The sequence below is a fragment of the Schaalia odontolytica genome, assembly GCF_024584435.1.
Taxonomy (GTDB): Bacteria; Actinomycetota; Actinomycetes; order Actinomycetales; family Actinomycetaceae; genus Pauljensenia.
In genome coordinates, this window is sequence record NZ_CP102197.1 from 1,184,220 (window position 1) to 1,208,013 (window position 23,794).

Annotated in this window: 22 protein-coding genes; 8 read left to right on the forward strand and 14 right to left on the reverse strand. The window is 68.7% G+C overall.

The features are described 5' to 3' along the window. Nucleotides 1–18 precede the first annotated feature (18 nt). From NQK35_RS05215 to NQK35_RS05230, 4 genes are read right to left on the reverse strand one after another with little or no spacing between them, the layout of a single operon-like run. Nucleotides 19–192, reverse strand: coding sequence for a hypothetical protein (locus NQK35_RS05215; RefSeq protein WP_009213407.1), 174 nt, complete (start codon nucleotides 190–192; stop codon nucleotides 19–21). 15 nt (nucleotides 193–207) lie between these two features. Beyond that, nucleotides 208–1,104, reverse strand: coding sequence for a type II secretion system F family protein (locus NQK35_RS05220; protein WP_257114733.1), 897 nt, complete (start codon nucleotides 1,102–1,104; stop codon nucleotides 208–210). Further along, entirely contained in the window at nucleotides 1,101–1,967 is an 867-nt protein-coding gene (locus NQK35_RS05225) for a type II secretion system F family protein (protein ID WP_257114734.1), read from the reverse strand. The genes NQK35_RS05220 and NQK35_RS05225 overlap by 4 nt, the downstream gene beginning before the upstream one ends. After that, nucleotides 1,964–3,178, reverse strand: coding sequence for a CpaF family protein (locus tag NQK35_RS05230; RefSeq protein WP_009213404.1), 1,215 nt, complete (start codon nucleotides 3,176–3,178; stop codon nucleotides 1,964–1,966). Before NQK35_RS05230 ends, NQK35_RS05225 begins: the two co-directional genes overlap by 4 nt. Nucleotides 3,179–3,321: 143 nt before the next feature. Between NQK35_RS05230 and NQK35_RS05235 the strand changes: the two genes are divergently transcribed. Beyond that, nucleotides 3,322–4,488, forward strand: a complete 1,167-nt coding sequence (locus NQK35_RS05235) for a phosphotransferase (RefSeq protein WP_009213403.1) — start codon at nucleotides 3,322–3,324, stop codon at nucleotides 4,486–4,488. A gap of 141 nt (nucleotides 4,489–4,629) precedes the next feature. Here NQK35_RS05235 and NQK35_RS05240 read toward each other — a convergent pair whose 3' ends face one another. The 3 genes from NQK35_RS05240 to rfbA are packed head-to-tail and all read right to left on the reverse strand — an operon-like array spanning nucleotide 4,630 to nucleotide 6,656. After that, complete coding sequence (locus tag NQK35_RS05240) at nucleotides 4,630–5,031, reverse strand: DUF2304 domain-containing protein (protein WP_009213402.1); 402 nt, start codon at nucleotides 5,029–5,031, stop codon at nucleotides 4,630–4,632. Next, nucleotides 5,028–5,783: a glycosyltransferase family 2 protein gene (locus NQK35_RS05245; protein ID WP_009213401.1), complete on the reverse strand. Its 756-nt coding sequence runs from the start codon at nucleotides 5,781–5,783 to the stop codon at nucleotides 5,028–5,030. Before NQK35_RS05245 ends, NQK35_RS05240 begins: the two co-directional genes overlap by 4 nt. Continuing rightward, complete coding sequence (gene rfbA, locus NQK35_RS05250) at nucleotides 5,784–6,656, reverse strand: glucose-1-phosphate thymidylyltransferase RfbA (protein ID WP_009213400.1); 873 nt, start codon at nucleotides 6,654–6,656, stop codon at nucleotides 5,784–5,786. 195 nt (nucleotides 6,657–6,851) lie between these two features. Here rfbA and NQK35_RS05255 point away from each other — a divergent pair, with 195 nt between their 5' ends. Beyond that, nucleotides 6,852–8,279, forward strand: coding sequence for a bifunctional dTDP-4-dehydrorhamnose 3,5-epimerase family protein/NAD(P)-dependent oxidoreductase (locus tag NQK35_RS05255; RefSeq protein WP_257114736.1), 1,428 nt, complete (start codon nucleotides 6,852–6,854; stop codon nucleotides 8,277–8,279). 265 nt (nucleotides 8,280–8,544) lie between these two features. Here the strand turns inward: NQK35_RS05255 and NQK35_RS05260 are convergent, their stop codons facing one another. The 3 genes from NQK35_RS05260 to NQK35_RS05270 all read right to left on the reverse strand — a co-directional run bounded on the left by NQK35_RS05260 (nucleotide 8,545) and on the right by NQK35_RS05270 (nucleotide 13,301). Beyond that, a complete protein-coding gene (locus NQK35_RS05260; protein ID WP_257114737.1) occupies nucleotides 8,545–10,590 on the reverse strand; it encodes an N-acetylmuramoyl-L-alanine amidase in 2,046 nt (681 codons plus the stop codon). A 177-nt stretch (nucleotides 10,591–10,767) separates the two neighbouring features. Then, nucleotides 10,768–12,003, reverse strand: a complete 1,236-nt coding sequence (locus tag NQK35_RS05265) for a glycosyltransferase (protein WP_257113318.1) — start codon at nucleotides 12,001–12,003, stop codon at nucleotides 10,768–10,770. Further along, nucleotides 11,997–13,301, reverse strand: a complete 1,305-nt coding sequence (locus tag NQK35_RS05270) for a nucleotide sugar dehydrogenase (protein ID WP_257114768.1) — start codon at nucleotides 13,299–13,301, stop codon at nucleotides 11,997–11,999. Before NQK35_RS05270 ends, NQK35_RS05265 begins: the two co-directional genes overlap by 7 nt. Here NQK35_RS05270 and NQK35_RS05275 point away from each other — a divergent pair. Next, nucleotides 13,294–14,508: a glycosyltransferase gene (locus NQK35_RS05275; protein ID WP_257113319.1), complete on the forward strand. Its 1,215-nt coding sequence runs from the start codon at nucleotides 13,294–13,296 to the stop codon at nucleotides 14,506–14,508. The two genes, NQK35_RS05270 and NQK35_RS05275, sit on opposite strands and share 8 nt — an antisense overlap. A gap of 15 nt (nucleotides 14,509–14,523) precedes the next feature. Here the strand turns inward: NQK35_RS05275 and NQK35_RS05280 are convergent, their stop codons facing one another. Next, on the reverse strand, nucleotides 14,524–15,822 hold the full coding sequence (locus NQK35_RS05280) for a lipopolysaccharide biosynthesis protein (RefSeq protein ID WP_257113320.1): 1,299 nt from the start codon (nucleotides 15,820–15,822) through the stop codon (nucleotides 14,524–14,526). A 45-nt stretch (nucleotides 15,823–15,867) separates the two neighbouring features. Here NQK35_RS05280 and NQK35_RS05285 point away from each other — a divergent pair, with 45 nt between their 5' ends. After that, entirely contained in the window at nucleotides 15,868–17,037 is a 1,170-nt protein-coding gene (locus tag NQK35_RS05285; RefSeq protein ID WP_257113322.1) for a glycosyltransferase, read from the forward strand. A 3-nt stretch (nucleotides 17,038–17,040) separates the two neighbouring features. Here NQK35_RS05285 and NQK35_RS05290 read toward each other — a convergent pair whose 3' ends face one another. Genes NQK35_RS05290 through NQK35_RS05300 form a run of 3 tightly spaced genes read right to left on the reverse strand, consistent with a single transcriptional unit; the run spans nucleotide 17,041 to nucleotide 19,812 of the window. After that, nucleotides 17,041–18,000 carry a Gfo/Idh/MocA family protein gene (locus tag NQK35_RS05290; protein WP_257114769.1) on the reverse strand — a complete coding sequence of 320 codons (960 nt, stop codon included), beginning with the start codon at nucleotides 17,998–18,000 and terminating at the stop codon, nucleotides 17,041–17,043. 40 nt (nucleotides 18,001–18,040) lie between these two features. Continuing rightward, the gene (locus NQK35_RS05295; protein ID WP_257113324.1) at nucleotides 18,041–19,141 is read right to left on the reverse strand and encodes a DegT/DnrJ/EryC1/StrS family aminotransferase; all 1,101 of its coding nucleotides are present in this window, start codon (nucleotides 19,139–19,141) and stop codon (nucleotides 18,041–18,043) included. Further along, the gene (locus NQK35_RS05300; RefSeq protein ID WP_257113325.1) at nucleotides 19,138–19,812 is read right to left on the reverse strand and encodes an acyltransferase; all 675 of its coding nucleotides are present in this window, start codon (nucleotides 19,810–19,812) and stop codon (nucleotides 19,138–19,140) included. The genes NQK35_RS05295 and NQK35_RS05300 overlap by 4 nt, the downstream gene beginning before the upstream one ends. 109 nt (nucleotides 19,813–19,921) lie before the next feature. Here NQK35_RS05300 and NQK35_RS05305 point away from each other — a divergent pair, with 109 nt between their 5' ends. The 4 genes from NQK35_RS05305 to NQK35_RS05320 are packed head-to-tail and all read left to right on the forward strand — an operon-like array spanning nucleotide 19,922 to nucleotide 23,721. After that, complete coding sequence (locus NQK35_RS05305; protein ID WP_257113326.1) at nucleotides 19,922–20,602, forward strand: glycosyltransferase family 2 protein; 681 nt, start codon at nucleotides 19,922–19,924, stop codon at nucleotides 20,600–20,602. Then, nucleotides 20,599–21,069 (forward strand): DUF2304 domain-containing protein, encoded by a 471-nt coding sequence (locus NQK35_RS05310; RefSeq protein ID WP_009213388.1) that lies wholly within the window; start codon nucleotides 20,599–20,601, stop codon nucleotides 21,067–21,069. Before NQK35_RS05305 ends, NQK35_RS05310 begins: the two co-directional genes overlap by 4 nt. After that, a complete protein-coding gene (locus NQK35_RS05315; protein WP_257113329.1) occupies nucleotides 21,062–22,381 on the forward strand; it encodes an LCP family protein in 1,320 nt (439 codons plus the stop codon). Before NQK35_RS05310 ends, NQK35_RS05315 begins: the two co-directional genes overlap by 8 nt. Further along, nucleotides 22,378–23,721, forward strand: coding sequence for an LCP family protein (locus NQK35_RS05320; protein WP_257113330.1), 1,344 nt, complete (start codon nucleotides 22,378–22,380; stop codon nucleotides 23,719–23,721). The genes NQK35_RS05315 and NQK35_RS05320 overlap by 4 nt, the downstream gene beginning before the upstream one ends. Nucleotides 23,722–23,794 lie beyond the last annotated feature (73 nt).

Sequence of the window (23,794 nt, forward strand, 5' to 3'; positions counted from 1 at the left end):
CCGTCCTCGCAGTCCCGATCAGATTCCCGAAATCGAATCCATCGCACGATTGAAGATCTCCACCAGACGCTCCGAGGCGACGCCCCAGATCAGTACGACGAGGGCTGCGGTCATGAGGGTGATGAGCACCCACCCGGGCACGTCGCCGCGCTCGCTCAGGCGTGCGCGGCCTTTCCACGACATCTTCTTCATGGTGTCTTCCTTTCTTCACGGGGTGAAATCCAAAGCGATGAGTCCCGGATAGAGGGCGAACATGACGGTGACGGGAAGGATGAGAAAGACCACCGGTAGGAGCATTGCGATCTCGCGGCGCCCTCCCTCCTCCATGAGGGAGGCCAGGGAACGTTCCCTCTGGTCGCGCGCCTGGTCGTGCAAAACGGAGGCCAGGGGCGATCCTCGCTCGATCGCGGTCGTGAGGGTGCGGCTGAGCCGAGTCAGGGAGGGAGAATCCGTGCGCTCAACGAGCTCCGCCAGGGCGCGCACGGAGGGCGTACCGTTGCGGATGTGCGCCGACGTGAGAGCCAGCTCGGATCCGAGCGGCCCACCCGCGCACCCCGCAACCCTCTCGATTGCCGCGGGAATCGATTCCCCAGCTGCGACGGCAAGAGCGAGAAGCTCCGCGCAGTCCGGTACCGCCGCGTCAATCGCCCTCTGGCGCCTGCGTGCCTTGATCGACAGCGCCCGATCCATCGCCGTCACTGCGAGCAGGGCGGCGACGAGGGCACATGCGCACAGGGAAACGAGTGAGGAGCGCAATGAGGCGGCGGATCGAAGCGTGAGCAACGCGCACGATAGGACGAGCCCCACGATGGCGGCGAGCGCCTGGCGCAGCCGAAACACCGGCACATCCACGTTCATGCCCGCGAGCGACAGTCTCCTCGCAACCGACTCGCTGGTCGAGCCCATCGACTCCAGCGCCGTGCTGCAGCAGCGGCGGATCCACGCCCCGAGGGCCGACGGACGAGTGTCACTGACGCGCCCCTGCGCGACCCGCGTGACGAAGGAAGGACGCCGATCCAGCCACGCCATCACAATGCACGCAATTCCGGAGGCTGCCAGGGCGGAGACAACGGCATCGACGGCGCGCGCGGCCCACGGATTCATTTCTCTCCCCCCAGGTTCCTCGGATCCGCGCTGAGTCGTCCCAGCGCCTTCATCGCCAGGTAGGCAATCACGCACATTCCCGCGCCCGCACACAGGACCGCGATGCCACCCGGAGAATTCCACACGGCGGCGCTGCCTCCGCCTCCGGACAGAAGCAGAAGCACCACCCACGGGGCGGCGAGGCCGAGGCGCGCCGCCCCGACGGTCCACGACTGTCGCGCTTCGAGTTCGCCGCGCACTCGCGCGTCCTCGCGAAGGAGGGAAGCAAGGTCTTGGAGGAGGCGCGTGAGGTCTGCTCCGCCCACCGATCGGGCGATACGCAGCGCCTCGACAATCCGGTCGGCGACGGGGTCTCGGACCTCGTCCTTCATGCGATCCAACGCCGACGCGAAACGACCGTTGGCGCTGTAGTCGCGCGAGAAGGCGTCGAACGCGAAGCGCAGGGGCTGGGGCCCCTCATCTGCGAGCTCGCACAGGACCTGGGGCAGAGAGGTTCCGGCGCGCACTCCCGACACCATCGCATCGACGACCTCAGGCCAGGCGGCGCGCACGGTCTTGGCGTGGGCGGCCACCCGGGAGACGACCCACGCGTAAGGAAGGAAGGCAACACCGAGGGCAACGATGAGGGCGACCGGCCAGGCGCCTGTCAGCGCGAGGATCGCGACCCAGACGACCGCGCCGACGACAAGACTCAGCGCCACCAGGCGCGCGGCACTCAGCCCGGGCACCCGGGCGCGCGAGACCTCCTCGCTCAGCCGCCTCCACGGCCCCCAGCTCCTGCGGACGGGGGCCGGGCCAAACCACGGCGAGGCCACCAGGACGAGGCCAATGCCGCACACGAGTCCGCACACGATCGCTATCACGCTCGCCCCCATTCCAGCAGGGAGGCCAGGTCGAAGCCGGCCGCCGTGAAGCGCTCGTGCATGTCCAGACCTCCGTGCCCGCGCTCGCAGCGCGAGGAGTCGAAGGTGAACAGCGTGGAGGTTTCGATTCTGTCTCCTTCGACCCGTCCGGGCACGGCGAGAACCTCGGAGACGTGGCGGTGCCCGCCAGCGCTTCGCTCCACGTGGCACACGAGGTCGATCGAGGAGGCGAGGGTGGGAGTCACGAAGCCGGTCGTCACGTTCTCACCGGCCAGGAGAGGCAGGATGGAGAGCTTGTCGAGGGCTTCGCGCGCGGAGTTCGCGTGAACGGTCGCCATCCCTGGTACTCCCGCGTTGAGCGCCACGAGGAGGTCGAGCGCCTCGGGACCGCGCACCTCGCCGACTATCAAGCATTCGGGGCGCATGCGCAGCGATTCCCGTACCAGGTCACGCAGGGTGACTTCGCCCGTCCCCTCGGCGCCAGCGGGCCTGGTCTGCATGGCGACGTGATCCCAGTTGGCCAGGCCGAGCTCGAAAACCTCCTCGCAGGAGATCACGCGCCTGGATCTCGGGAGTTCACCCGCGAGCGCTCGCAGCAGCGTCGTCTTGCCCGCCTGGGTGCCTCCGGACACCACAACGGATAGGCCCACGCACACGGCGGCGGCCAGAAAGTCCCTCATCGGGGGCGCGATCATGTCGACCGCGACGAGGTCGTCGAGCGTTCGGGCACGCTGGATGTGCTTGCGTATGTTGACGCTCCAGGACACCCCCGTGACGGGCGGGATCACCACGTGCAGGCGTTCGCCTCCCGCGAGAGTCGCATCCACGAATGGGCTGGACAGGTCGAGCCTGCGGCCAGAGTGGTGCAGCATCCGTTCCACGAGGGCGCGCACGTCCTCGTCCGTGAGGATCAGGCTCGTGAGCTCAGCGACGCCTTCTCGGGCGACAAACACTCGGGAAGCCGAGTTAATCCAGATCTCTTCGACCTCGGGATCGTCCATGAGAGTCTGAAGTGGGCCGAGGCCACAGATGTCGTCGATCAGGTCGGCTTCGACCTCCTGGCGGGAGGAAGGCAGCAGGTCTGGTGCGTGTTCGTCGATCGCCCGGTCGATGAGGGCGCGCACCGCCGCGGGGTTGCGGGCGGCGTCAATGCCTCCCGAAGCCAACCCCTCTCGAACCCGCGCGGCGAGCGCGCGCGTCACGGAATCCATGGCTGCGCCTCCTCGCTGCAGACAACTCCGTTGTGTCGAAAGTAACAGGGTTTCTCGGCAAGGAGCAAGCCCGTCCACTCTCAATCCCCCCAACTCCCGCGCGGGGCCTCCCTCCCGCCCCATCCCCGCGATAGGTTAAAGCAATGACCACCGCAAAAAGCCCACTCGAACTGGCGGCGCTTGCCACAGCCGCCGTGCCCGGCATGCGGGTGACCGCGCTGCGCCCCCCGTCTTACAGTGACGAGCTCGCCTCCGTCACCGGAATCGAGGACTCCGCGGGGAACCGGTGGATCGTCACCTGCCCGCACCAGGAGGTGTCGGGCCCCGCACTCGAGGCCACCTCGGGGATTCTCGAGCGCCTCGGAGCCGCGCACGACCACGACTACATCCCCTTCGATGTCCCCCGCCTGGCGGGGCATCTCAGGCTTCCGGGCGGAGGCTTTGTCTACGTCCACCGCGATCCGGGAGGCCACGAGCCCGCGGCGTCGGACCTGGATCACGATCCCCTCCTGCCCGCCTCACTCGGACGGGCGCTCGCCGCCCTTCACAACCTCCCCGAGACTGTCTTCTCCTCGATTGGATTGCCCACGTACACGGCCATCGAATGCCGTGACCGCACCCTCGCTCTTCTCGACGAGGCCGCACGCGAAGTCGCCATCCCCTCGTCGCTGTGGAGCCGGTGGGAGGCGGCCCTCGAGGACGTGTCGCTGTGGCGATTCCCCTCGGCGCCCGTCCACGGTGACATCCAGGAACGGTGTCTGTGCGTCGAGCGCGGATCCCTCCTTGCCATCGACGGATGGACGAGCGCGCACGTGGGCGATCCCGCCCTCGACATCTCCTGGATCCTCGCCAGCGCGAGCGACGAGTTCTTGGAACGTTTCCGCGAGGCCTACGGCCACGAGCGACGCGCCACCGACCTGCACATCTTCACGCGCGCCCAGCTCATGGGCGAGATCGCGTTGGTGCGCTGGCTGGTTCACGGCATTCACGCCGAGGACTCCTCCGTCGTCGACGAGGCGCGCTCCATGATCGCTGATCTCGCGTCCGACCTCGGTGGCGAACCGCTGCTCCCCTCCCACGCATCATCCGTGGGGCACCGCTCCTCGCCGATGGGTGGCGAGGCCTCTTCCCACCCCTCGACCTGCGGGCAGGGCGAGGAGACGCTCCCCGAGGGCCTGGAGACGGAGGAAACCGCCGCGGCCTCCGGGCCCGGCTCGGCCCTGTCCCGCAAGCTCGCCGAGGGCGAGGTTGATCCGGCAGCACCGACCGAGCGGCTGCGGCTCGGGCCCGACGGGACGCTCATTCCCTAGCGGCGAAGGCCGGCCGCAGGCATCCGTCCGATCCCGCGCGGGGCCCTCAGCGCAGGCAGCCGTGGGCCACTCGAGAGCGCTCCCGAACGGCCGCGGCCTTCCACAGCGGGCGCTCCGGGCGCCCCGGTCCCGGTGATGCGGCTATCGCGGTTCCTCTCCCTCGCCCGGCGCCTGTGCGCCGCCTTCGAGAGCGTCGACGCGTCTGCGCAGATCCTCCACCTGCAGGCGCAGGATCGCCGCCTCCTCGGTCAGGCGTCTGCGGTCCTCATCCGAACGCGACAGGTCAACGGAGAAGCGCAGGGACAGGAGGAGGAGCGCGACGCCCGCGACGAAGAAACCGAGGTTCAGCGGGACAACGACCCCCGTGTGCAGCGCGGTCCACCGCAAGATGCTGGGGAAAATCGACAGGATCAGCGTGAAGAACGCGATGACGTACCACCACAGGCCGTAGCGTTCCTTCAGACCCGAGTTACGCATGGTCATGAACACCGTCACGACGATGATGAGCGCGAAGACCAGGCCGAGCACGTAGGACGGACTCATGCTTCCACCTCCGACGCGGTCGCGATCTTTTCACCCGGACGCGACAAGGACACAACGAGGGCCAGGGTGGCGCGCACCAGGAAGAGCGCGGACTTGATCGGGTTGTGGGAAGGCTCCCCGCCCGCACGCGGGTGCATTTGCACGCCGACCTCGCGCACAACCAGGCGGGAACGGGCGGCGATGACGAGCGCGCCAATCGTGTCTCCGAGGTACTCCGCCGGGTAGTTGCGCGCAAAGAGCGACAGCGCGCGCGGCCCGTAGAGCTTGAAACCACTCGTCGTGTCACTCAGTCGCGTGTGGCACACTCGCGACAGGATGAAGGAAAACAGATTCATCGCCCACTTGCGGGGACCGCGCGCCTCGTAGTTCCCCTTGCCCGCAAAGCGTGACCCGATGACGACATCCGCGCCCTCGCGCGATGCGGTGTCAATGAGGGTTTCTATCTCCCCCGGATCATGCTGCCCATCGGCATCGAGCTGACACGCGTACTGATAGCCGGACCGCCGGGCGTACTGGAAGCCCGCCCGCATCGCGCCGCCAACCCCCAGGTTGAGGGGCAGGTCCAGGACGGCCACCCCGGCGGCGCGAGCGATGGACGCCGTCGCGTCCACCGACCCGTCCGAGACAACGAGGATGTCAGCGAAGGAAGGTTTCTCGGCCTTGACCGCCTCGAGGACATCGCCGAGTACCGCCTCCTCATTCCACGCGGGAATGACGATCAGCAGACGCGTTTTCTCGCTGGGACGCCTCACTCAGCGTCCCTCTCGTTCGAGCAACTCGAGCAGGTAGGCTCCGTAACCGGACTTGACCAGGGGTTCCGCGCGCTGACGCAACCCCTCGTCGTCGATGAAGCCCATGCGCCACGCAACCTCCTCCGGGGCACCGATCTTCATGCCCTGGCGGGCCTCGACGGTGCGCACGAAGGCGGTGGCATCGGCGAGGGAATCAAAGGTCCCGGTATCCAGCCAAGCGGTTCCTCGGGGGAGGACCTCCACCTTGAGTTTGCCCGCCTCCAGGTACGCGCGGTTGACGTCCGTGATCTCGTACTCGCCGCGCGCGCTGGGCGTCAGGTTGCGGGCGATGTCGACCACGTCATTGTCGTAGAAGTACAACCCGGGGACGGCGTAGTTCGACTTGGGCTGGGCCGGCTTCTCCTCGATCGACAGCGCGTTGAACTCCTCGTCGAACTCGACGACGCCGTACTCGCGGGGGTTGGACACGTGGTAGGCGAAGACCGCACCGCCATCGGGATCGACGTGGCGGCGCAGCTGTGCGCCCATGCCGGGTCCGTAGAAGATGTTGTCGCCCAGCACCAGCGCGGCACTGTCATTGCCGACGTGGTCGGCGCCGAGGACGAACGCCTGCGCCAGGCCGTTGGGTTCGTGCTGGACCGCGTAGGAGATGCTCACACCCAGCTGGCTTCCATCGCCGAGAAGGCGGTGGAACGAGGGAGCGTCGTGCGGCGTGGTGATGACGAGGACCTCGGAAATGCCGGCCAGCATGAGGGTCGACAGGGGGTAGTAGATCATCGGCTTGTCGTAGACGGGGACCAGCTGCTTCGATGTCCCCAAAGTGATCGGGTTGAGCCGGGTTCCCGACCCGCCCGCCAGGATGATGCCTTTCATGATGCCTCCGATTCCCGCGCGACCTCGTGCGGGTCGCGCATCGCTGACAATTATCCCAGTACCTGGGTATTTTTCCACAACTTGCCGCTCCCGTGGGAGGGCGGGCGGGAGTTGGCCGCCATGAATGTACAGATCGGCTAGAATTTGAGTGGAACAGCGCGCTTGCGCGAGGATACCGCACGTAAAGGAAGAAGCATGGCGCCCACCGCTAAGCCACTGGGGATCACCTCCACGCCAATCCCTGGCTTTTTGCGCATTGATGTGACCGTTCACGGCGACAACCGTGGCTGGTTTAAGGAGAACTGGCAGCGGGAGAAGATGGTCGCGCTCGGTCTTCCGGACTTTCATCCCGTCCAGAACAACATCTCCTTCAACGACCAGATCGGGGTGACCCGCGGGATTCACGCGGAGCCGTGGGACAAGTTCGTGTCGGTCGCGACCGGCCGGGTGTTCGGCGCGTGGGTGGATCTGCGCGAGGGCCCGTCGTTCGGTACCGTGTACACAACCATCATTGATCCGGGAGTTGCCGTGTTCGTCCCGCGGGGGGTGGGCAACGCGTATCAGACGCTCGAGCCGAACACGGCCTACACGTATCTGGTCAACGATCACTGGTCGCCGGACGCGCAGTACACGTTCCTGAACCTGGCGGATGAGACCGTTGCCATCGATTGGCCGATTCCACTGGAGCGGGCCATCCTGTCGGAGAAAGACAAGGGGCACCCCCGCCTCGGTGATGTCGCTCCCTTCCCCGCTCCGGTGCCCGCGGGGAGGCGCGCCCTGGTGACGGGGGCGAACGGCCAGCTGGGACGCGAGCTCATGGCGGCCCTTCCCGCGGCCGGTTTCTCCGTGACCGGTGTTGACCTGCCGGAGGTTTCCATTTCCGATGCCCAGCAGGTTGCCGCCCTCCCGTGGGATGACATCGACGTGGTGATCAACGCCGCGGCGTGGACGAACGTTGACGGCGCGGAGACTCCCGAGGGGCGCCGCGCATCCTGGCAGGCGAACGCGACCGGACCGGCTCTGCTGGCGCGCGAGGCAACCACCCACGGCGTGACGGTGGTGCATATCTCGACGGAGTACGTGTTCGACGGCACGCAGGAGGTCCACGTCGAGGACGAGGCTCCCTCTCCGCTGGGCGTGTACGGCCAGTCGAAGGCGGGGGGTGACGCGGCCGTTGCCTCGACACCCCGGCACTACATCGTGCGCACCTCCTGGGTCGTGGGCGATGGGAAGAACTTCATCAAAACGATGGCCTCGCTGGCTCGGCAGGGGGTGTCGCCCTCCGTCGTGTCAGACCAGGTTGGCCGACTCACCTTCACCTCGGACCTCGCCGCGGGAATCATTCACCTGCTGACCTCCGACGCACCGTTTGGCACCTACAACCTGTCGGGTGAGGGGCCCGTGATGAGCTGGGCCGAGGTCGCCGCTCGCGTGTTCGAGTTGTGCGGCCGCGAGCGCGCCGACGTGACCTTCGTGACGACCGAGGAGTACTTCGCGGGACGCGACGCGGCTCCCCGTCCTCTCTCCTCCGTCCTGGACCTGAGCAAGATCGAGGCCACCGGCTTCACGCCCGCAGACTCCTCCCGACGCATCGAGGAGTACATCGCCTCCCTGCGAGGCTGACCTCGACATCGACGAGGCGCGCCCCGGGTACCGAAGGTGCCCGGGGCGCGCGCGTGGCTGCTCGTCGGCGGGACCCACGCACGCGGATAGCTTAAGAAGTGCGCGGATAGGTTAGTAGGCTATCCGCGAGCGAATAACCTATCCGTCTGCGGACAACCTATCCACGAGGGCGCAACAACGCTCATGCAAGGGACATGCAGCATGAGGGGCGGGGGCCAGCCGCGCGTGAATGCGCGGCTGGCCCCCGCCCCGTTAAGAAGAACTCCTAGAAGTAGGCCGCCATCATCGACACCAGGTCCTGGCCGTAGTTCTTGGCTGCCGCCCAACCGGTGTGATTCGGGTTCTCCTGGATTCCCAGGTGCTCGACCACGGAGGCGCCGCCCTTACGCACGTAGGCAAAACGCGGATCGACCACCGGGTTGGCCAGGGACTGCGCGGTCACAGAAGCATCCGCGTAGGCACGCAGGTGCTGCACCTGGGCGCGAATTCCCGTGCGCACGTCCGGGAAACTCGCCCCTTGCGCGCCTCCGCCGACCGCGCCGATGCCAGAGAAGTTGAACTGGCCGATGCTCACGTCACCGCCGAAGCCCAGCCAGCCGGTCTCCTTCATGGACTGGACGAACACGAGCTCGGGGGACACGCCCTCGGCTACGGCTTCGTCGTAGATGATCTCGGCGAAGTCACGGATGGAGGAGGCCCCACCTGCGGCCAGTTCACTCGGGTAAGAGCGGCCCGCGTTCTGCCACGCGCTCACCATCGCGTCAATGGTCTCCGAGCGCGAGGCCATGGGGGCACTCATGATGAGACGCTGGCCATTCGCGTCATGGACGGAGGCGCCGGATGAGGCAGCGGAACCCGCATCCTCGTAGCCCAGCCAGGCTCCCGAGGACGAGAACCTTGATGCGCGCCCCTGAACGACCACTGTTCCCGTCGCCATCGCGCCCGAACTCTGATCGAGCCAGTACCAGGTGGATCCCTGCTGGAGCCAGCCGGTGCTCATCGCGCCCGAGGGCTGCATGTAGTACCAGGTTCCGCCCACGGACAGCCAGCCGGTCTTCATCGCACCATCGGAATCGAGGTAGTACCAGGAGTCCCGGTCCTTCAGCCATCCGGTTGCCATGACACCGCTGGGGTGCATGTAGTACCACTGCTTGTCGTCTTCAGTGAGCTGCCAGCCGGTGAGCATGCGCGCATCGTCCTCGAAGAGGTACCACGCGTCGCCGATCTTGGTCCAGCCGACGGCCGCACCGCCGGAGCTACCCAGCCAATACCAGTTGTCGCGGTACGTGAGCCAGCCCGTCGCCATCGCGCCGGAGGAGTCCAGGTAGTACCAGGTGCCTCCCACCCGTTCCCATCCGGTCGCCATGTCTCCGGCCGGGCGCAGGTAGTACCAGGTGCCCTTCTCTTGCTTCCAGCCGGTGACCATCGCGGTGCTCTCATCGAAGAGGTAGAGGCGTCCATTCAGCGTGGCCCATCCTCGGATCGTGCGCCCGTCGGATCCGGCCCAGTACCAGCGCCCGCCAACCTGGAACCAGCCGGTCTTGGCCGCTCCGTTGCTGATAAAGCGCCAGCTGTTGCCGGACTTTTCCCACGTCCCCTTGCTCAGCCCGTATGTATTGGCGATGCCCGTGGCATCCGCGATCCCGAGGGAGCGCACGAAGGCCGAGTCGCGCAGCAGGGCCGCGTCGGAGGAGGAGGTCAGGAAGGCGTGCTCGACGATGATCCCGGGGATGCCGTCCTCGCGCGCTTGACGGTTGATCGCGTAGTAGTCGCCCGTGGAGCCGTCGGGGTAGTCGTAGTAGGGGTTGTCTCGCGTCTTGATTCCTCGATCGGCCAGCCCCAGGCTCGTCAGTTCTTGCTGGATGGCGCTGGACAGGGCGCGCCCCTGGGTGTGGGTGGAGTAGTTGTACGACGAGGCGTTGGGGTACCAGACCTCGGCACCCTTGGCCACGGGTGAGCCCGAGTTGAAGTGAATCGACACGAGGGCGTCGGCCTTGGCATCGGCGGCCATCTGCACGCGCGCCGCCAGGTCTGCGCTCGTGTTCTCCGAGGGCCTGGTGTCCGTCGTCCGGGTCATGACGACGCGCACGCCGTCGTAGCTTTCCAGCTCTTCCTTGAGCGCCAGGGACACCGCGAGGGTCAGGTCCTTCTCTTTCAGGCCGTTAGCCACAGCTCCGGAGTCGGAGCCCCCGTGTCCGGGGTCGATGGCGATCGTGATGCCTGCTGCCTGAGCCGACGGGACGATGGCTGCGGCGGCGGTGGCCAGGGCCAGGGTGAGCCCGGCGACGAGTGTCCTCCAGGGGGAACGCATGATCATCCTTCATGTTGCCAATGTGTCACTCGTGATTCTAGGTACTTATGTTGTAACTGTAAACATGAAAATAGTTACATTGACGAACAAGCACGAACTCACATCATTGCGTGATCGAGTGTGCTACCACCTGCCGACGGGACACGCGCGTACTCGCCGCTGACCTCGACGCAACGCTCAGACGGCGGAGAGAACCACAGCGGCGGCGGCGCGCGACGACGCCTCAACAGAACGGTTCTCCCGCACCCACGCGCGCGAGCGCGCCTCCCCCACCCAGGACACGGTGCCGCGGGCAAACGCCACCATCGCCTCGGCGACCTCGTCGGCATCCAGGTCGCACGCCACCCCCAGGCCGGCCTCCTCGACATCGCGGGCGGCGCGCCCGGGCCCCGCGTAGATCACCGGCGTCCCCTGTGCCAGCGAGGCCAGGATCTTGGTGGGATAGGCGTAGTCGTAGCCGCCAGGGCGCAGCGAGGCCAGCGTCGCGGTCGCCCGAGCCATCCACCGGTCGGCCTCGTTCGCGCTCACCGCTGGAATCATCTGCACTCCCGCCACCGCTCGGGCGCGCCCAGCAAGGTCCTCCCATCCGCTCCCCTGCCCGACGAACACGAGGCGAGCGTCCCCCAGGCGATCCCGCGCGCGTTCGAATGCCTCCACAAACACCTCGGGGGCGAGCCAGGGGGCGACCGTCCCCGCGTACACGAAGACCGGCCCCGAACACCGGGGGAAGGAATCCGGGTACCCGGCTGCGATCTCGCCCGGGACACGCACGCCGTTGGGAACAACCGTCACATCCCGCGCCCCCAGCTCGCGCGCGCGGCGACTCACCCCCGCCGAGACCGCGATCACGCGGTGAGCACCCCTGAGCGCGAAGGATTCCAAGGCGGCGACGGCGCGCACGACAACGCCCGGCACTCCCGCCGCGGATGCCGCGTCCGAGACGACGTCCGCGCAGTAGTAGACGTAGGGCACGCGGCGCAGCGCGCACGCCACGCGTACGGCCGCGCCCGTCGTCGGAGGAGGCTCGCACGCCACCACATCCGGCCTCGCCCCGGTGAGCAGGCGCACCACGAGGGGCAGATCGAAAGAGAGGTAGGAGACGTAGCCGCGCACGGCTCCCGTGCGATCACGCAGCACGGGAGCACGCCTCACCTCGACGAGGCCGGCCCCCACCCCGCCCGCCGTCGGCCCCCTCCCCGGGACAGCTGCGTTCCCTCGACGGGTGCTCTGCGCGGACCCGAGCGGGCGGGAGGCCGCGCGGGCGCCGTCGCGGACAACCGAGGGCGCCAGGCGCGAGGTGAGGACGCGCACGCTCGCGCCCGAAGAGACAAGAGAGCGGACGAGGGCGCCCAGGCGCAGTGCCGCCGCGGTCGGCTCGGGCGTGAAGGTGCGCGTCGCGAGAGTGACTAGCATCGCGCATCCCCTCCCCCGCCGATGGTGATCCGGGGCGTGCCCACCCACAGGCACGGGTCCGTGAGGGAACGACCATCGACGAGGAGGCGCACGCCGGGCAGGTCGGTGGGGCGAAGGGCCGCGTAGGCCGCGTGATCGGCCTGGATGAACGCCACGTCCACGTCCTCACCCAGGTGGTAGGGCTCCCAGCCGAAGGAAGCCAGCTCCGCATCACCGAAGAGCGGATCGTGGACGGCGACGCGGGCTCCGTCGGCGCGCGCGGCCTCGACGAGGCCGAAGACCCCCGAGAACGCCGTCTCCTTCACGCCTCCCCGGTAGGCGGCCCCCAGGACAGCCACGCGCAGGCCCGACAGGGATCCGAGCAGCTCGCGCGCGCGTGCCACGGCGTATGCGGGCATGTCGGCGTTAGCGCGGCGCGCGGCCTTCACGATGGTCGCATCGGGGTCGCCGACCAGGTACAGGCGCGGATAGACGGGGATGCAGTGGCCGCCCACCGCGATTCCGGGGCGGTGGATGTGGGAGTAGGGCTGGGAATTGCAGGCGTCGATGACGCGCGCGATGTCGATGCCGACGCGGTCGGCGTAGCGGGCAAACTGATTGGCCAGGCCGATGTTGACGTCACGGTAGGTGGTCTCGGCGAGCTTGGCCATCTCGGCGGCCTCCGCCCCGCCCATGGGCCACACGCCGTTGGGGCGCGGCAAGTCTTCCCTCTCATCGAAGGTCAGGACCTCCTCGTAGAAGCGCACGCCGCGTTCCTCCCCGGCCTCGCTCAGGCCTCCCACCAGTTTCGGATAGCGAGCGAGGTCGGCGAACACGCGGCCCGTGAGAACCCGCTCGGGGGAGAAGACAACGTCGAAGTCGCGGCCCTCGCGCAGACCGGAGAGCTCCTCGATAAGGGGGCGATAGCGTCTCCTGGTTGTCCCCACCGGCAGGGTCGTCTCGTAGGAGACGAGAGTTCCCGGCCCGAGGTGGGCGGCCACGGAGCGCGTCGCGGCGTCCATGGTTGAGAAGTCGGGCCTGCCCTCCCCATCCACGACGAGGGGGACCACCATGATGATGGTGTCGGCGCTTGGGATGGCCTCGGCGTAGTCGGTGGTGGCGCGCAGTGCGCCCGAGGCGACCAGCGCAGGCAGGTAGTCGGCCAGGTGGGCCTCCCCCGGGAACGGCTCTTCTCCCCTGTTGACCTGGGCAACCACCGTGGGGTTGATGTCCACGCCGACAACCGAGTGTCCCGCGCGCGCGTAGTGTGTCGCCAGTGGCAAACCGATCTTGCCCAAACCGACGACCGCGATGCGCATGTGGTTCCTCTTTCCGTCTCCGGCCTCGTTCATCCCACCCAGTGTAGTGCCCCACGGGTCCTACAATGGCGGCGTGGAAAGCGCCCTGAACCTCCTGCTGTATCCGTCGGACCTGGCCTCGCCCGGCAGGCTCGTGAAGATAGCGCGTTCCCTCTCCCCGCTGTTCACTCGCACGCGCATCGTCGGCATCGATCACTCCCCCCTCCCCGCGCTCGAGGCCGTGGCGCCCTGTGTGCACCTGGAACGCATTCGGGGGGCGCGGGTGGGAGCGCCCCTGGGCGGGATCCGTGTCGTGGCCGCGTGGGGGGCGCGCGTGTACCGGCGCTTTGCCCGCCAGGACGTGGCGGCCGTCTCCGCGCAAAACCTCTTCCTGCTTCCGCTGGCTCACGCCCTGTCTCGGCGCACGGGAGCCATCCTGGCGTACAACGCGCACGAGCTCGAGACCGAGACCGTGGGGTCGACGGGCCTTCGCCGCCGCCTCCAGCGGGCCATCGAGCGCCGGTACATCTCTCGAGCGGACGTCGTGTCGGTGGTCAACGAGTCGATCGCCCGGTGGTATCGCGACACCTATCCGGGCGTGGAGCCGATCGTCGTTACGAACGCGCCGACGGGTCAGCCCGGCGTCATCGACCTGCGTGCCCAGCTCGGGGTGCCCGCCGATGCCCTCCTGTTCCTCCATTCGGGGTATCTCGCCCCTGGGCGCAACATCTCGTTGATCCTTCGCGCGTTCGAGGACGCACCCGGCGCCCACGTGGTCTTCGTCGGCACGGGCGCACTGGCCGACCAGGTCAGGCGCTCCGCGGCGAGTCACGCCAACATCCACCACCTGCCCCCCGTGCCGCCCGACCGGGTGCTTGCGCTGACGCGCGGAGCGGACGTGGCACTGTGCCTCATCGAATCCGGTTGCCTCTCGCACCGCCTCTCCACACCCAACAAGATGATGGAGGCCTTCGCAGCCGGGGTGCCGGTCCTGTGCTCGCCCCTGGCCGAGGCGCGCCGCTATCTGGGCGAGCAGGCGCGGCGCTGGGTGTTGGAGGATCCCGAGCGCGACCTTTCTCGGGCGCTGAGGGAGCTCACGAGAGAGGACATCGCGAGCTTCGCCCCGCCTGTGATCCCGACCTGGGAGGAGGGGGCTGCCCGCCTGCGCGAGGCATACGAGCGTGCCCTCGCCGCCAAGCGTGCGGGCGGGGAGCCGAGCGCCACATAGGCGCGGGCCTCCCGGTCAGGCGGCGCCTTCTCCCGCCCACGCGCTCCGGTTCTTCCCCCCGCGGTCGTACTCGCGGGCGGTGGCGAGCACCATGACGAGCATTCCCGCCAGGAGGGATGCCATCACGACGCCGAGCACGCCGACCGTGGCCTCGATCCCGTAGGGGCTGAGCGCGAGCCACGCGAGAGGAACGAGGCAGTACACGCACGCGAAGGCCAGCATGCGGCGCTGATGGTAGGTGGCGACAAACACGTTGGACAGAGGCGAGGAGGCGACCGTGAGGGCCAACCAGGGAGCGAGCGCGCGCGCGAAGTAGCCGGCCGCCTCCCAGCGCTGACCGAACAGGAACGGGAAGAGCGCGGGGCCCACCCACGCGAGCACCGCGAACGCGGGAAGCGAGAGCGCCAGCGCGGTCGTCCCCACCCGCACCACGATCCGCGTCATCTGACCCGGTGGCGTGTCGGACAGGCGAGGCAGGTACACCTGGGACAGGGCCCCGGCGATCAGGGCGACGGGCGCCTGCATGGCCATCCACGCGAGGTTGAACTGGCCGAGGGCCGCCACGCCATACCCGGCGATCAGCAGCGGGATCGCGCTTGTGCGCACCGCGTCAACGACGACATTGGGAACCCCCACGAGGGCCATCTTCCGGTAGCGGCGCGCGACCTCTCGCACCGGCGGGTCCTCGGCGCTGCGGGCCCTCGCGTCCCGCGAGCGCCACGACAGGTAGGCCACGGCGATCCCCTGCCCGGCTACCGTCGCGCCGATCGCCGCCCCCAGCCCGCCCGAGGCGAGGAGGCCACACAGGAGCTGCAGCGCTGCGATCGCGCCGGAGCGGACCACGGAGGAGGCGGCGATGTAACGGAAGCGGCGGTGCCGGGTCAGCCAGTAGGAACACACCTGCCCCTGGGCGAGAAAGAGGATGGAGACCCCCACCGCCAGCATCCAGGCCGCGAGTTCGCGTCCGTAGCGCTCCTCCAGCCACGGCCGGGCGACCGCCGCGACGAGCGTGGCCAGCGACGATGCGGCCAGAACACAGCGAGACGCCAGGCGCGCAAGGGAGCGGGCGGATGCCTCGTGGCCGGGGGAGGGAAGCACGATGCTGAGGTCGAAGCGAGCACCGGCCACGGCTGCTCCCAGGGTCGCAGCCGAGGTGAAGACTCCGAGGTAGCCCAGGTCGGTGTCGGTATAGAGGCGGGCAACGCCCATCTGAGCGACGAACGCAATGATCTGGGCGAGGAGGGTCCCGCCCAGGAGTGCGAACACCTGACGCAGGGCGCCGGGGCGCACATCTGGCTCGGGGGCGTTCGTCATGCCCTCATTTAATCACCTGAGGGCGTTTGCAAGCCCCTAGGATGGGTGCATGCCCATTCCCGTGCCCGCGCCGCCTCCTCCGCCGTGGGGGCTCCCGTGAGGGTTGCCCTGACGAAGGGAACGCTGCTCGTTCCCCCCACCTACTTTGCGCTCGCACACGCGTGCGCGATGCCCGATCTGTCGTGGCAGGCGTTCACGCTGGCTGCTCGCGTGAGGGATCCTCGCATCGTTGTCCCGATCCGGGAAGCCTCCCCGGGGGCGCTCAGCTCCTCGCGGGCGATCCGCTTGGTTTCCCAAGCGAGGGGGCTGGGCGCGATGCGCCGGGCAATCACGCGGTGGGAGCCCGAGGTGATCCACCAGCATCAGGCGACGTGGTCGCTTCCGGCCGTGCGAGCTGCCCGCGACACGGGTGCCCCTCTCGTGGTGACCGTGCACGGGGCAGACGCCTACGGCAGGCTTGGGCGGGGCCCGGGGGCGGCCTGGAATGACCTCAACCGCAGGGCTGCCTTCGGCGGTGCGCATCGGCTTCTGGCCGTGTCGCGCTATCTGGCGGACGTGGCGCTGGCGTCGGGGGCGCAGAGGCGGCGCCTGCGCGTCCACTATCAGGGGGTCGACACCGCGTGGTGGCATCCGGGCGCTGGCGCCTCCGGCCAGGGCGCGGGCGGCGCCCCGGGGGTTCCCATCGTTCTCTTCGTCGGGGCGCTCAGCCACCTCAAGGGCGTTGACGACCTGGTCGAGGCCTCGGTGCGCCTGCACGGCACCCACCCGCACTCCCTCGTCCTGGTGGGCGAGGGGCCGCTTTACTCCACCCTGGTCTCTCGCGCTCCGGCCCACGTGAGAGTGACCGGGCAGCTGGGCCGCGAGGAGGTACGCGATTGGATGCGCCGCTCCCACGTCCTCGTTCTGCCGACGAAGCCGACTCGGGGACGCGCCGAGGCGGCCGGGCTCGTGCTCCTTGAGGCGCAGGCGTGCGGGGTTCCTGCCCTCGCCTACGCCACAGGAGGGACGCCCGAAATGGTTGCCCCGGGCGCGTCGGTGCTCACGCCGGGACGAACGAGCGCGCACCTCGCCCGCACGTTGGGCGAGGCGCTGACCTGGGGTGACGCGGAGCGCGCGGAGCGCGGCTTGGCCTGCCGCCGCTGGGTCGAGGAGAACCGCTCGCTGGCGACTTCCGCCGACCAGCTGCGGGCCGTCTACCGGGAGGTTTCGCGCTAGGGGTCAGGAGCGGCCTGTCATGTCGATTGCTCGCCCGCTGGCCGCCGAGGCCAGGATTGCCTCGATGACGCGCAGATTGTCGAGGGCCTCGTCCATGGTGACGTGTTCGCCTCCGGCGCCGGTGATCGCGTCTCGGAATCGCTCGTGTTCGAGGGCGAGCGGTTCGCGTTTCGTTAGCGCGTAGCGCACGACCTGCCCTTCGCTCACCCCCCGGAAGGCCGCGATCGCGTCCCACTGCAGGGGCGCGTGACCGTTCTCGTAGAAGGTCAGGTCCCCCATCGCCGTGTCCGCCACGAGCGCGCCTCGCTCACCCGTCACGATCGTCGTGCGGTCCTTGTAGGGGGTCAGCCAGTTGACCAGGTGATTGACGAGGATCCCGCCGGTGAGCACCCCGGAGGCGACCATCATGTCCTCGTGGGGGCGACCCGATCGCCTCGAGGTGCGCGCGTAGATGCTCTCGTAGGAGGCGTCGGCGACCCAGGCGGCGAGGTCGACGTCGTGGGTGGCGAGGTCCTTGACGACGCCCACGTCGCTGATGCGCGCGGGGAAGGGGGACTGTCGGCGGGTCACAATCTGTTCGATCTCGCCGAGCTGGCCCGAGGCGATCCTGGCGCGCATGTCGATGAGCGCCGGATTGCAGCGCTCCACGTAGCCCACCGCGCCAACCAGCGACGCGGCCGCGAATGCGTCGCGGATGCGTGTCCCTTCCTCCACGCTCGCGGCGAGCGGTTTCTCGATGAGGGCATGCACCCCGGCCTCGGCGAGGGCGAGGGCGGCCTCCTCGTGGAGCGCGGTCGGCGTCGCCACTATCGCGGCGTCGATGCCCGCGTCGATCAGCTCGCGCACGCCCCTTCTGACGGGCAGGTCCCCGGCGACGCCGAAACGGTCGCCGCCCGGATCGGCGAGCGCCACCAGGTCGACGCCGTCGGTCGCGCGGGCGTTGCGCACGTGGTGGCGCCCCATCGAGCCCAGGCCCAGGATCCCCAGGCGAATACCCCCCACGTCAGGCACCCGCTTCCGCGAGCGCGTTGACGGCCTCGACGATGCGGTCCAGGTCGCCGCGGGTGAGCGAGGGGTAGACGGGGAGGGAGAGGACCTCGGCGGCGGCCGCTCGCGTGGCGGGAAGGTCCGTGTCGGGGGCGAAGCGCGCCAGGGAGGCGAGCTCGTGGGCGGGGATCGGGTAGTAGACGCCGGAGCCGATTCCATACTCCTCACGCAGGGCACGCGCGAAACCATCCCGGTCCTGCGGGACGCGGATCGTGTACTGGTGGAAGACGTGGGTGGCGCCGGGTGCCACGTGCGGGACGGTGACCCCGCGCAGGTGGGCGCTGAGGTAGGCGGCGTTGCTCTGGCGTTCGGCGGTCCAGGCGTCAATCTTGGTCAGCTGGACGCGACCGATGGCGGCGTGAATGTCGGTCATGCGGTTATTGAGACCGACGATCTCGTTCTCGTAGCGCTTTTCCATCCCCTGGTTGCGCGCCAGGCGCACCCACCGGACGAGGGCGGGGTCGCGGCTGGTGACCATCCCTCCCTCGCCGCTGGTCATGTTCTTGGTCGGGTAGAAGGAGAAGGCGGCGAAGGTGCCGAAGGAGCCGACCGGCCGCCCGTGCAGGCTCGCCCCGTGGGCCTGCGCTGCGTCCTCGAAGAGCAGGAGGCCTCGCTCGCGGGCGATCGCGTCGAGGGTGTCGAGGGCCGCGGGGTGACCGTAGAGGTGAACCGGCATGATGGCCCTGGTGCGGGCGCTGACGGCGGAGGAGACCGAGGCGGGTGAGAGCGTGAAGGTGCGCGGATCGATGTCCGCGAACACGGGGGTTGCCCCCGTGATGGCAACCGCGTTGGCCGTCGCTGCGAACGTGAAGGAGGGGACGATCACTTCGTCTCCCGGGCCGATCCCGGCCGCCAGCAGCCCCAGATGCAGGGCGGAGGTCCCGGAGTTGAGGGCGATCGCTCGCGTTCCCGGCACGATCTGGCGGGCGAATTCCTCTTCGAACGCCTCGACCTGGGGCCCCTGCGCGATCATCCCGGTGCGCATGACGCGTGCGACCGCGCTGATCTCCTCCTCCCCGATGAGGGGGCGGGCCGACGGAATGAAAGATGGTGTCACTGCTCCTCCTTGTCCCGCTCATCCCCCCGGCCGGTCGGCGCCGTGGCCGCCTCACCCAGGGGGGTGAGCTTTCCCTCGCGCTCGACGTAGCGCGCTCGTGTCGCCGGGCACACCCACTCCTCGCCGACGGCCTCGTCGTCCCCTCGGCCTCCTGTCGCGCGGGTGGGGCGCACGAGGGGCACGCCCGCCTCCCCGACCCAGCCGACGCGGCGAGCCGGCACTCCCACGACGAGGGCATAGGGCGCGACGTCACCGGTGACGACCGCTCCGGCGCCGACCATTGCCCAGGCGCCGATGCGCACCGGGGCCACGCACACGGCGCGCGCTCCGATCGACGCTCCGCGCCCGACGCTCACGCCGACGGGTTCCCAGTCCGCGGTCGTCTTCAGGGCGCCCTGCGGCGTGACTGCGCGGGGGCTGTGATCATTCGTGAAGACCGCTGCGGGCCCCACAAAAACGCCGTCGGCCAGTAAGGCGGGTTCATAGATGAGCGCGTAGTTCTGGATCTTGCAGCGCGCGCCGACGCGCACACCCTCGCCGATGTAGGCGCCGCGCCCGACGATGGTTTCCTCCCCGATCTGGGCTCCCTCGCGCACCTGGGCAAGGTGCCACACGCGGGCGCTGCCGGCGATCTGCGCGCTCGGCGAGACGTCGGCACTGGCTTCGATCACGGTTTCCCCCTGGGTTTCGCTGGAGCACCGGCGTGCCCCCGGCGCGCGTTGGCCGCCCGCTGAGCAACACTATAGGCGCGCGCTGGTCCCGATGTGCGACACTGGTCGAATGCAGCATCGCTCCGACACGTGGGTCGTCATCCCCGCGTTCAACGAGGCGCCCGTCATCGGGGGCGTCGTCGCGGCCGTGCGCACGTTTTTCCCTCACGTTCTCGTCGTGGACGACGCCTCGAGCGACGATACTGCGGCGCTCGCCAGGGAAGCGGGGGCCTTCACCGCGTCGCACCCGTTGAATCTGGGGCAGGGAGCCGCCCTGCAGACCGGCTTCGAGGCGGCGCTCGCTCGCGGCGCGCGTTACGTGGTGACCTTCGACGCGGACGGCCAGCACGATCCCGCCGACGCCGCGGCCATGGTGGACCGGGCACGCGAGGAGGACCTGGCCTTCGTGCTGGGCTCGCGTTTCCTGGACGGAAAACGAGCCCGCGTCGGCGCGGCGAAGCGGGCGATGCTGCGTCTCGGAGCATTCATTGCCGGGGCGCGCACGGGCTTGGCCCTCACCGACACGCACAACGGGCTTCGGGTGATTCGCGCCGATGCCCTTGGGCACGTCCACCTGACGCACGCGCGCATGGCGCACGCGTCCCAGATCATCTCGCAGCTGGCGAGCAGCGGGCTTCCCGGCGCCGAGCATCCGGTGACGATTTCGTACACCGAGTATTCGCGAGGCAAGGGCCAGCCTCTGTTGAACTCGATCAACATCGTCGTCGACCTGGCACTGGGGGGACAGTGAGCGCATACCTGGCTATACGTGTCCTCCTGCTCCTGGCCCTCGCGGCGAGCGCGTGGTGGCTCATGCGCCCCGTGACCTCGGCATCGTCGCTGGCGCTGCGTCGCCTGGGCATCGGTCTGCTGGTCACCGCCGCCATCGTCGCGATCCTCGTTCCGTCGCTGGCGAACACGGTTGCCCACGCGATCGGCGTTGAGCGAGGCGTCAACCTGATCGTCTACGGTCTCGTCCTCGCCTCGATCGCGCAGATGATCACCGCCTACCGACGCGAGGCTCGGGCCGAAGCACGCATGGCGCGCCTCGCTCGCGCCCTGGCCCTCGCGCACGTGCTTCCTCCCCGCGATCACGGGGCACGCGAGGCCCCGGCACCCCCGTCGAACGACGGCACGCAGGAAGTGGAACGCGCCGCTTCCGGCCCCGCTTCCCCGACAAACAAGCCAGATAACGATATGGTTACAACCAATGAGTAACGTGATTCCGCGGCCGATCCAGCACTCGGCCATCAACTACGGACGCTTCGGCCTCCTGCGCAGCGCACTCGCCATCCTGCTGAGCGGCGTGCTCTTCGTCGTGTCCACGGCCGGTTTCGTCTACGCCAACCTCAGCTCGCAATTCGCCGACCAGGTCGTCGACATTGACGCGTACACGACCGGCACGCAGAAGCAGACCCCCGACTCCTTCGAGGGGCGTGCCGTCAACATCCTCGTGGTGGGAACGGACTCTCGCTACGGCGCCAGCGGCGACGTGGGCGCGGGCGACCAGGACGACGTCCCGGGCGTGCGTAACGACTCGACGATGGTCATTCACGTCAGCGCCGACCGCTCCCGCGTGCAGATCGTTTCCATTCCCCGCGACACCCTTGTCGACATCCCCGAATGCAAGCACCGCGACGGCACCCTCAGCGACGCAACCAGCGGCGAGATGTTCAACAACGCCATGTTCTACGGCGCGAATGGCGGTAACTCGGAGGAGGACCTGGTTCCCGGAATCGCGTGCGTGAAGTCGACGGTGGAGAACATGTCGGGGATGATGATCGACGCGTTCATGATCGTTAACTTCGCGGGCTTCATCGACATGATCGACGCGCTGGGGGGCGTGTGGTTCAACATCCCCCACCGCATTGATGACGAGGAGGCCCAGCTCTACATCGACGCCGGCTGCTACAAGCTGGACGGAACGCACTCGCTGGCCTACATGCGTTCGCGCAAGGGCCAGGGGGATGGGTCGGACATCTCGCGCATCGGGCGTCAGCAGCAGCTGATTTCCGCGATGGTGCGTGAGCTGCAGTCCAAGAACTACGTGACCGACCCCGGCGCGCTCATCAACTTCCTGCAGGCGGCGATCAGGGCGGTCAAGGTCTCCCCCAACCTGGGCGACGCGACCGCCGACGCCGCGCTGCTCGTCAACGTCTTGTCCAAGGCCGACCGCGCGAACATCCAGTTCGTCACCATGCCCGTCGAGGAACCCTCGTGGGATCCGAATCGGCGCATCGCATCGGAGCCGATGGCCCGCAACGTGTGGAACGCCCTGCAGCGCGATCAGGCCCTCCCCGTGGGCACCACGTACACGGATGGAAACGGCGCACAGCTCGTCGTCCCGGATCCGAACGCTGCCCCGCAGAGTTCTGCCGCCCCCTCCGAGCAGGACAACAATCCCTCGGCCCCGAGCACCGAGGAGGGAAGCACGGACAACACCGAGCAGTCCGTCTCCGTCGACAACAACGCGGCGAACGAGGCTGCGGCCCAGCAGACCGTGGCTTCCTGCCCGCCGAAGGACAAATGAGCACTCCCCCCTCGTTCACGCCCGACCCGAAGCGGCGACGCCCCGGATCCGATGACGCTCACGTCGTCGGGGAACAGGCGCGCGGGGGTGCGCCCACTCCCCCACCCGAGGCAATCGCACCCCAGATGTGGAGAATCTCCGAGGAGGAGGCCGACGCCTCGCGCCCGCTGATGCCCCGCACCCTGGACCAGCCCACGCGCGGGACCGCGTCGATCTTCCCGCGCCGCCCGGCGCCCGAGCAGGCGCCCCCGTCCTTCCGCCCGGCGGCGTCGAATCCCCCCTCCTACGCGCCGGGAACGGGGTCGGGGACGTACGCGCGCTCGCAGGGCGGACAGCGCCAGATCCGCATCGCCCCAACGACCCCCGCGGTCGCACCGCCCGCCCCGGCGATGCCTCGGAGCAAGCGCCGTCACCCGATCCTAAAGACCCTGTGCTTCTTCCTGGTGGTTCTCCTGGGGTGGGGCGGATTCCTCCTGTGGGACGCGAACGCGAACATGGGGCGGGTGAGCGCCCTGTCGGGGGCCGCGGACACGGCGGGAACGACCTACCTTCTGGCCGGATCCGACTCGCGGGCCGACGGCGCCGTTCAGGATGGGTTCAACGAGTCCGAGCGTGCCGACTCGATCATGCTCGTCAACGTGGCCCCGAACGGCCAGGCCGTCGCCCTGTCGATCCCCAGGGACACCTACGCGCAGATCCCGGGCGTGGGGTGGGATAAGATCAACGCCTCCTACGCCTACGGCGGGCCTCAGCTCCTCGTCGAGACGGTGGAGAAACTGACGGGCCTGACCGTCGACCACTTCGTGCAGATCGGCATGGCCGCGGTGCCCGACATGGTGGACGCCGTCGGCGGCGTGGAGCTGTGCTACGACAACGACGCGAACGACCCGTACTCGGGGCTCAATTGGAGCGCCGGATGTCACAAGGCCGACGGAAAGACTGCCCTGCAGTTCTCGCGCATGCGCTACCAGGATCCGGAGGGCGACATCGGCCGCACCAAGCGTCAGCGTCAGGTGATCTCAAAGGTTATTGCCTCCGCCGTCTCCCCCTCGACCCTCGTCAATCCCGCGAAGACCCTGCGCGTGGAGCGCGCGGGGTCCTCATCGTTCACGGTTGACGAGGACTCCTCCGTCCTGACCGTTGCTTCCCTGGTGATGGCCCTGCGCTCGGCTTCCTCCGATCAGATGATGGGGGTGCCTCCGATCGAGTCCCTCGACTACACGACGAGCGCGGGCGCCTCCGCGGTGCTCCTGCGTGACACGACCGCCGACGACTTCTTCGCCAAGCTGCGCTCGGGGACCTTGACTTCCTCCGACCTGAACCAGGTGGACGGCTACTAGGAGTTCTCGCCTGACGCGCCCGCAGACGCAGGCCCCGGCCTCGCTACCCGTGTTTGGGCACGAGGCCGGGGCC

What these genes read in the sequence shown, in the direction of transcription:
- NQK35_RS05215 (WP_009213407.1), bottom strand. Translation starts at nt 192, where the DNA reads ATGAAGAAGATGTCGTGGAAAGGCCGCGCACGCCTGAGCGAGCGCGGC.
- NQK35_RS05220 (WP_257114733.1), bottom strand. Translation starts at nt 1,104, where the DNA reads ATGAATCCGTGGGCCGCGCGCGCCGTCGATGCCGTTGTCTCCGCCCTG.
- NQK35_RS05230 (WP_009213404.1), bottom strand. Translation starts at nt 3,178, where the DNA reads ATGGATTCCGTGACGCGCGCGCTCGCCGCGCGGGTTCGAGAGGGGTTG.
- NQK35_RS05235 (WP_009213403.1), top strand. Translation starts at nt 3,322, where the DNA reads ATGACCACCGCAAAAAGCCCACTCGAACTGGCGGCGCTTGCCACAGCC.
- NQK35_RS05240 (WP_009213402.1), bottom strand. Translation starts at nt 5,031, where the DNA reads ATGAGTCCGTCCTACGTGCTCGGCCTGGTCTTCGCGCTCATCATCGTC.
- rfbA (WP_009213400.1), bottom strand. Translation starts at nt 6,656, where the DNA reads ATGAAAGGCATCATCCTGGCGGGCGGGTCGGGAACCCGGCTCAACCCG.
- NQK35_RS05255 (WP_257114736.1), top strand. Translation starts at nt 6,852, where the DNA reads ATGGCGCCCACCGCTAAGCCACTGGGGATCACCTCCACGCCAATCCCT.
- NQK35_RS05260 (WP_257114737.1), bottom strand. Translation starts at nt 10,590, where the DNA reads ATGCGTTCCCCCTGGAGGACACTCGTCGCCGGGCTCACCCTGGCCCTG.
- NQK35_RS05265 (WP_257113318.1), bottom strand. Translation starts at nt 12,003, where the DNA reads ATGCTAGTCACTCTCGCGACGCGCACCTTCACGCCCGAGCCGACCGCG.
- NQK35_RS05275 (WP_257113319.1), top strand. Translation starts at nt 13,294, where the DNA reads ATGCGCATGTGGTTCCTCTTTCCGTCTCCGGCCTCGTTCATCCCACCC.
- NQK35_RS05270 (WP_257114768.1), bottom strand. Translation starts at nt 13,301, where the DNA reads ATGCGCATCGCGGTCGTCGGTTTGGGCAAGATCGGTTTGCCACTGGCG.
- NQK35_RS05280 (WP_257113320.1), bottom strand. Translation starts at nt 15,822, where the DNA reads ATGACGAACGCCCCCGAGCCAGATGTGCGCCCCGGCGCCCTGCGTCAG.
- NQK35_RS05290 (WP_257114769.1), bottom strand. Translation starts at nt 18,000, where the DNA reads ATGGGGCGCCACCACGTGCGCAACGCCCGCGCGACCGACGGCGTCGAC.
- NQK35_RS05305 (WP_257113326.1), top strand. Translation starts at nt 19,922, where the DNA reads ATGCAGCATCGCTCCGACACGTGGGTCGTCATCCCCGCGTTCAACGAG.
- NQK35_RS05315 (WP_257113329.1), top strand. Translation starts at nt 21,062, where the DNA reads ATGAGTAACGTGATTCCGCGGCCGATCCAGCACTCGGCCATCAACTAC.
- NQK35_RS05320 (WP_257113330.1), top strand. Translation starts at nt 22,378, where the DNA reads ATGAGCACTCCCCCCTCGTTCACGCCCGACCCGAAGCGGCGACGCCCC.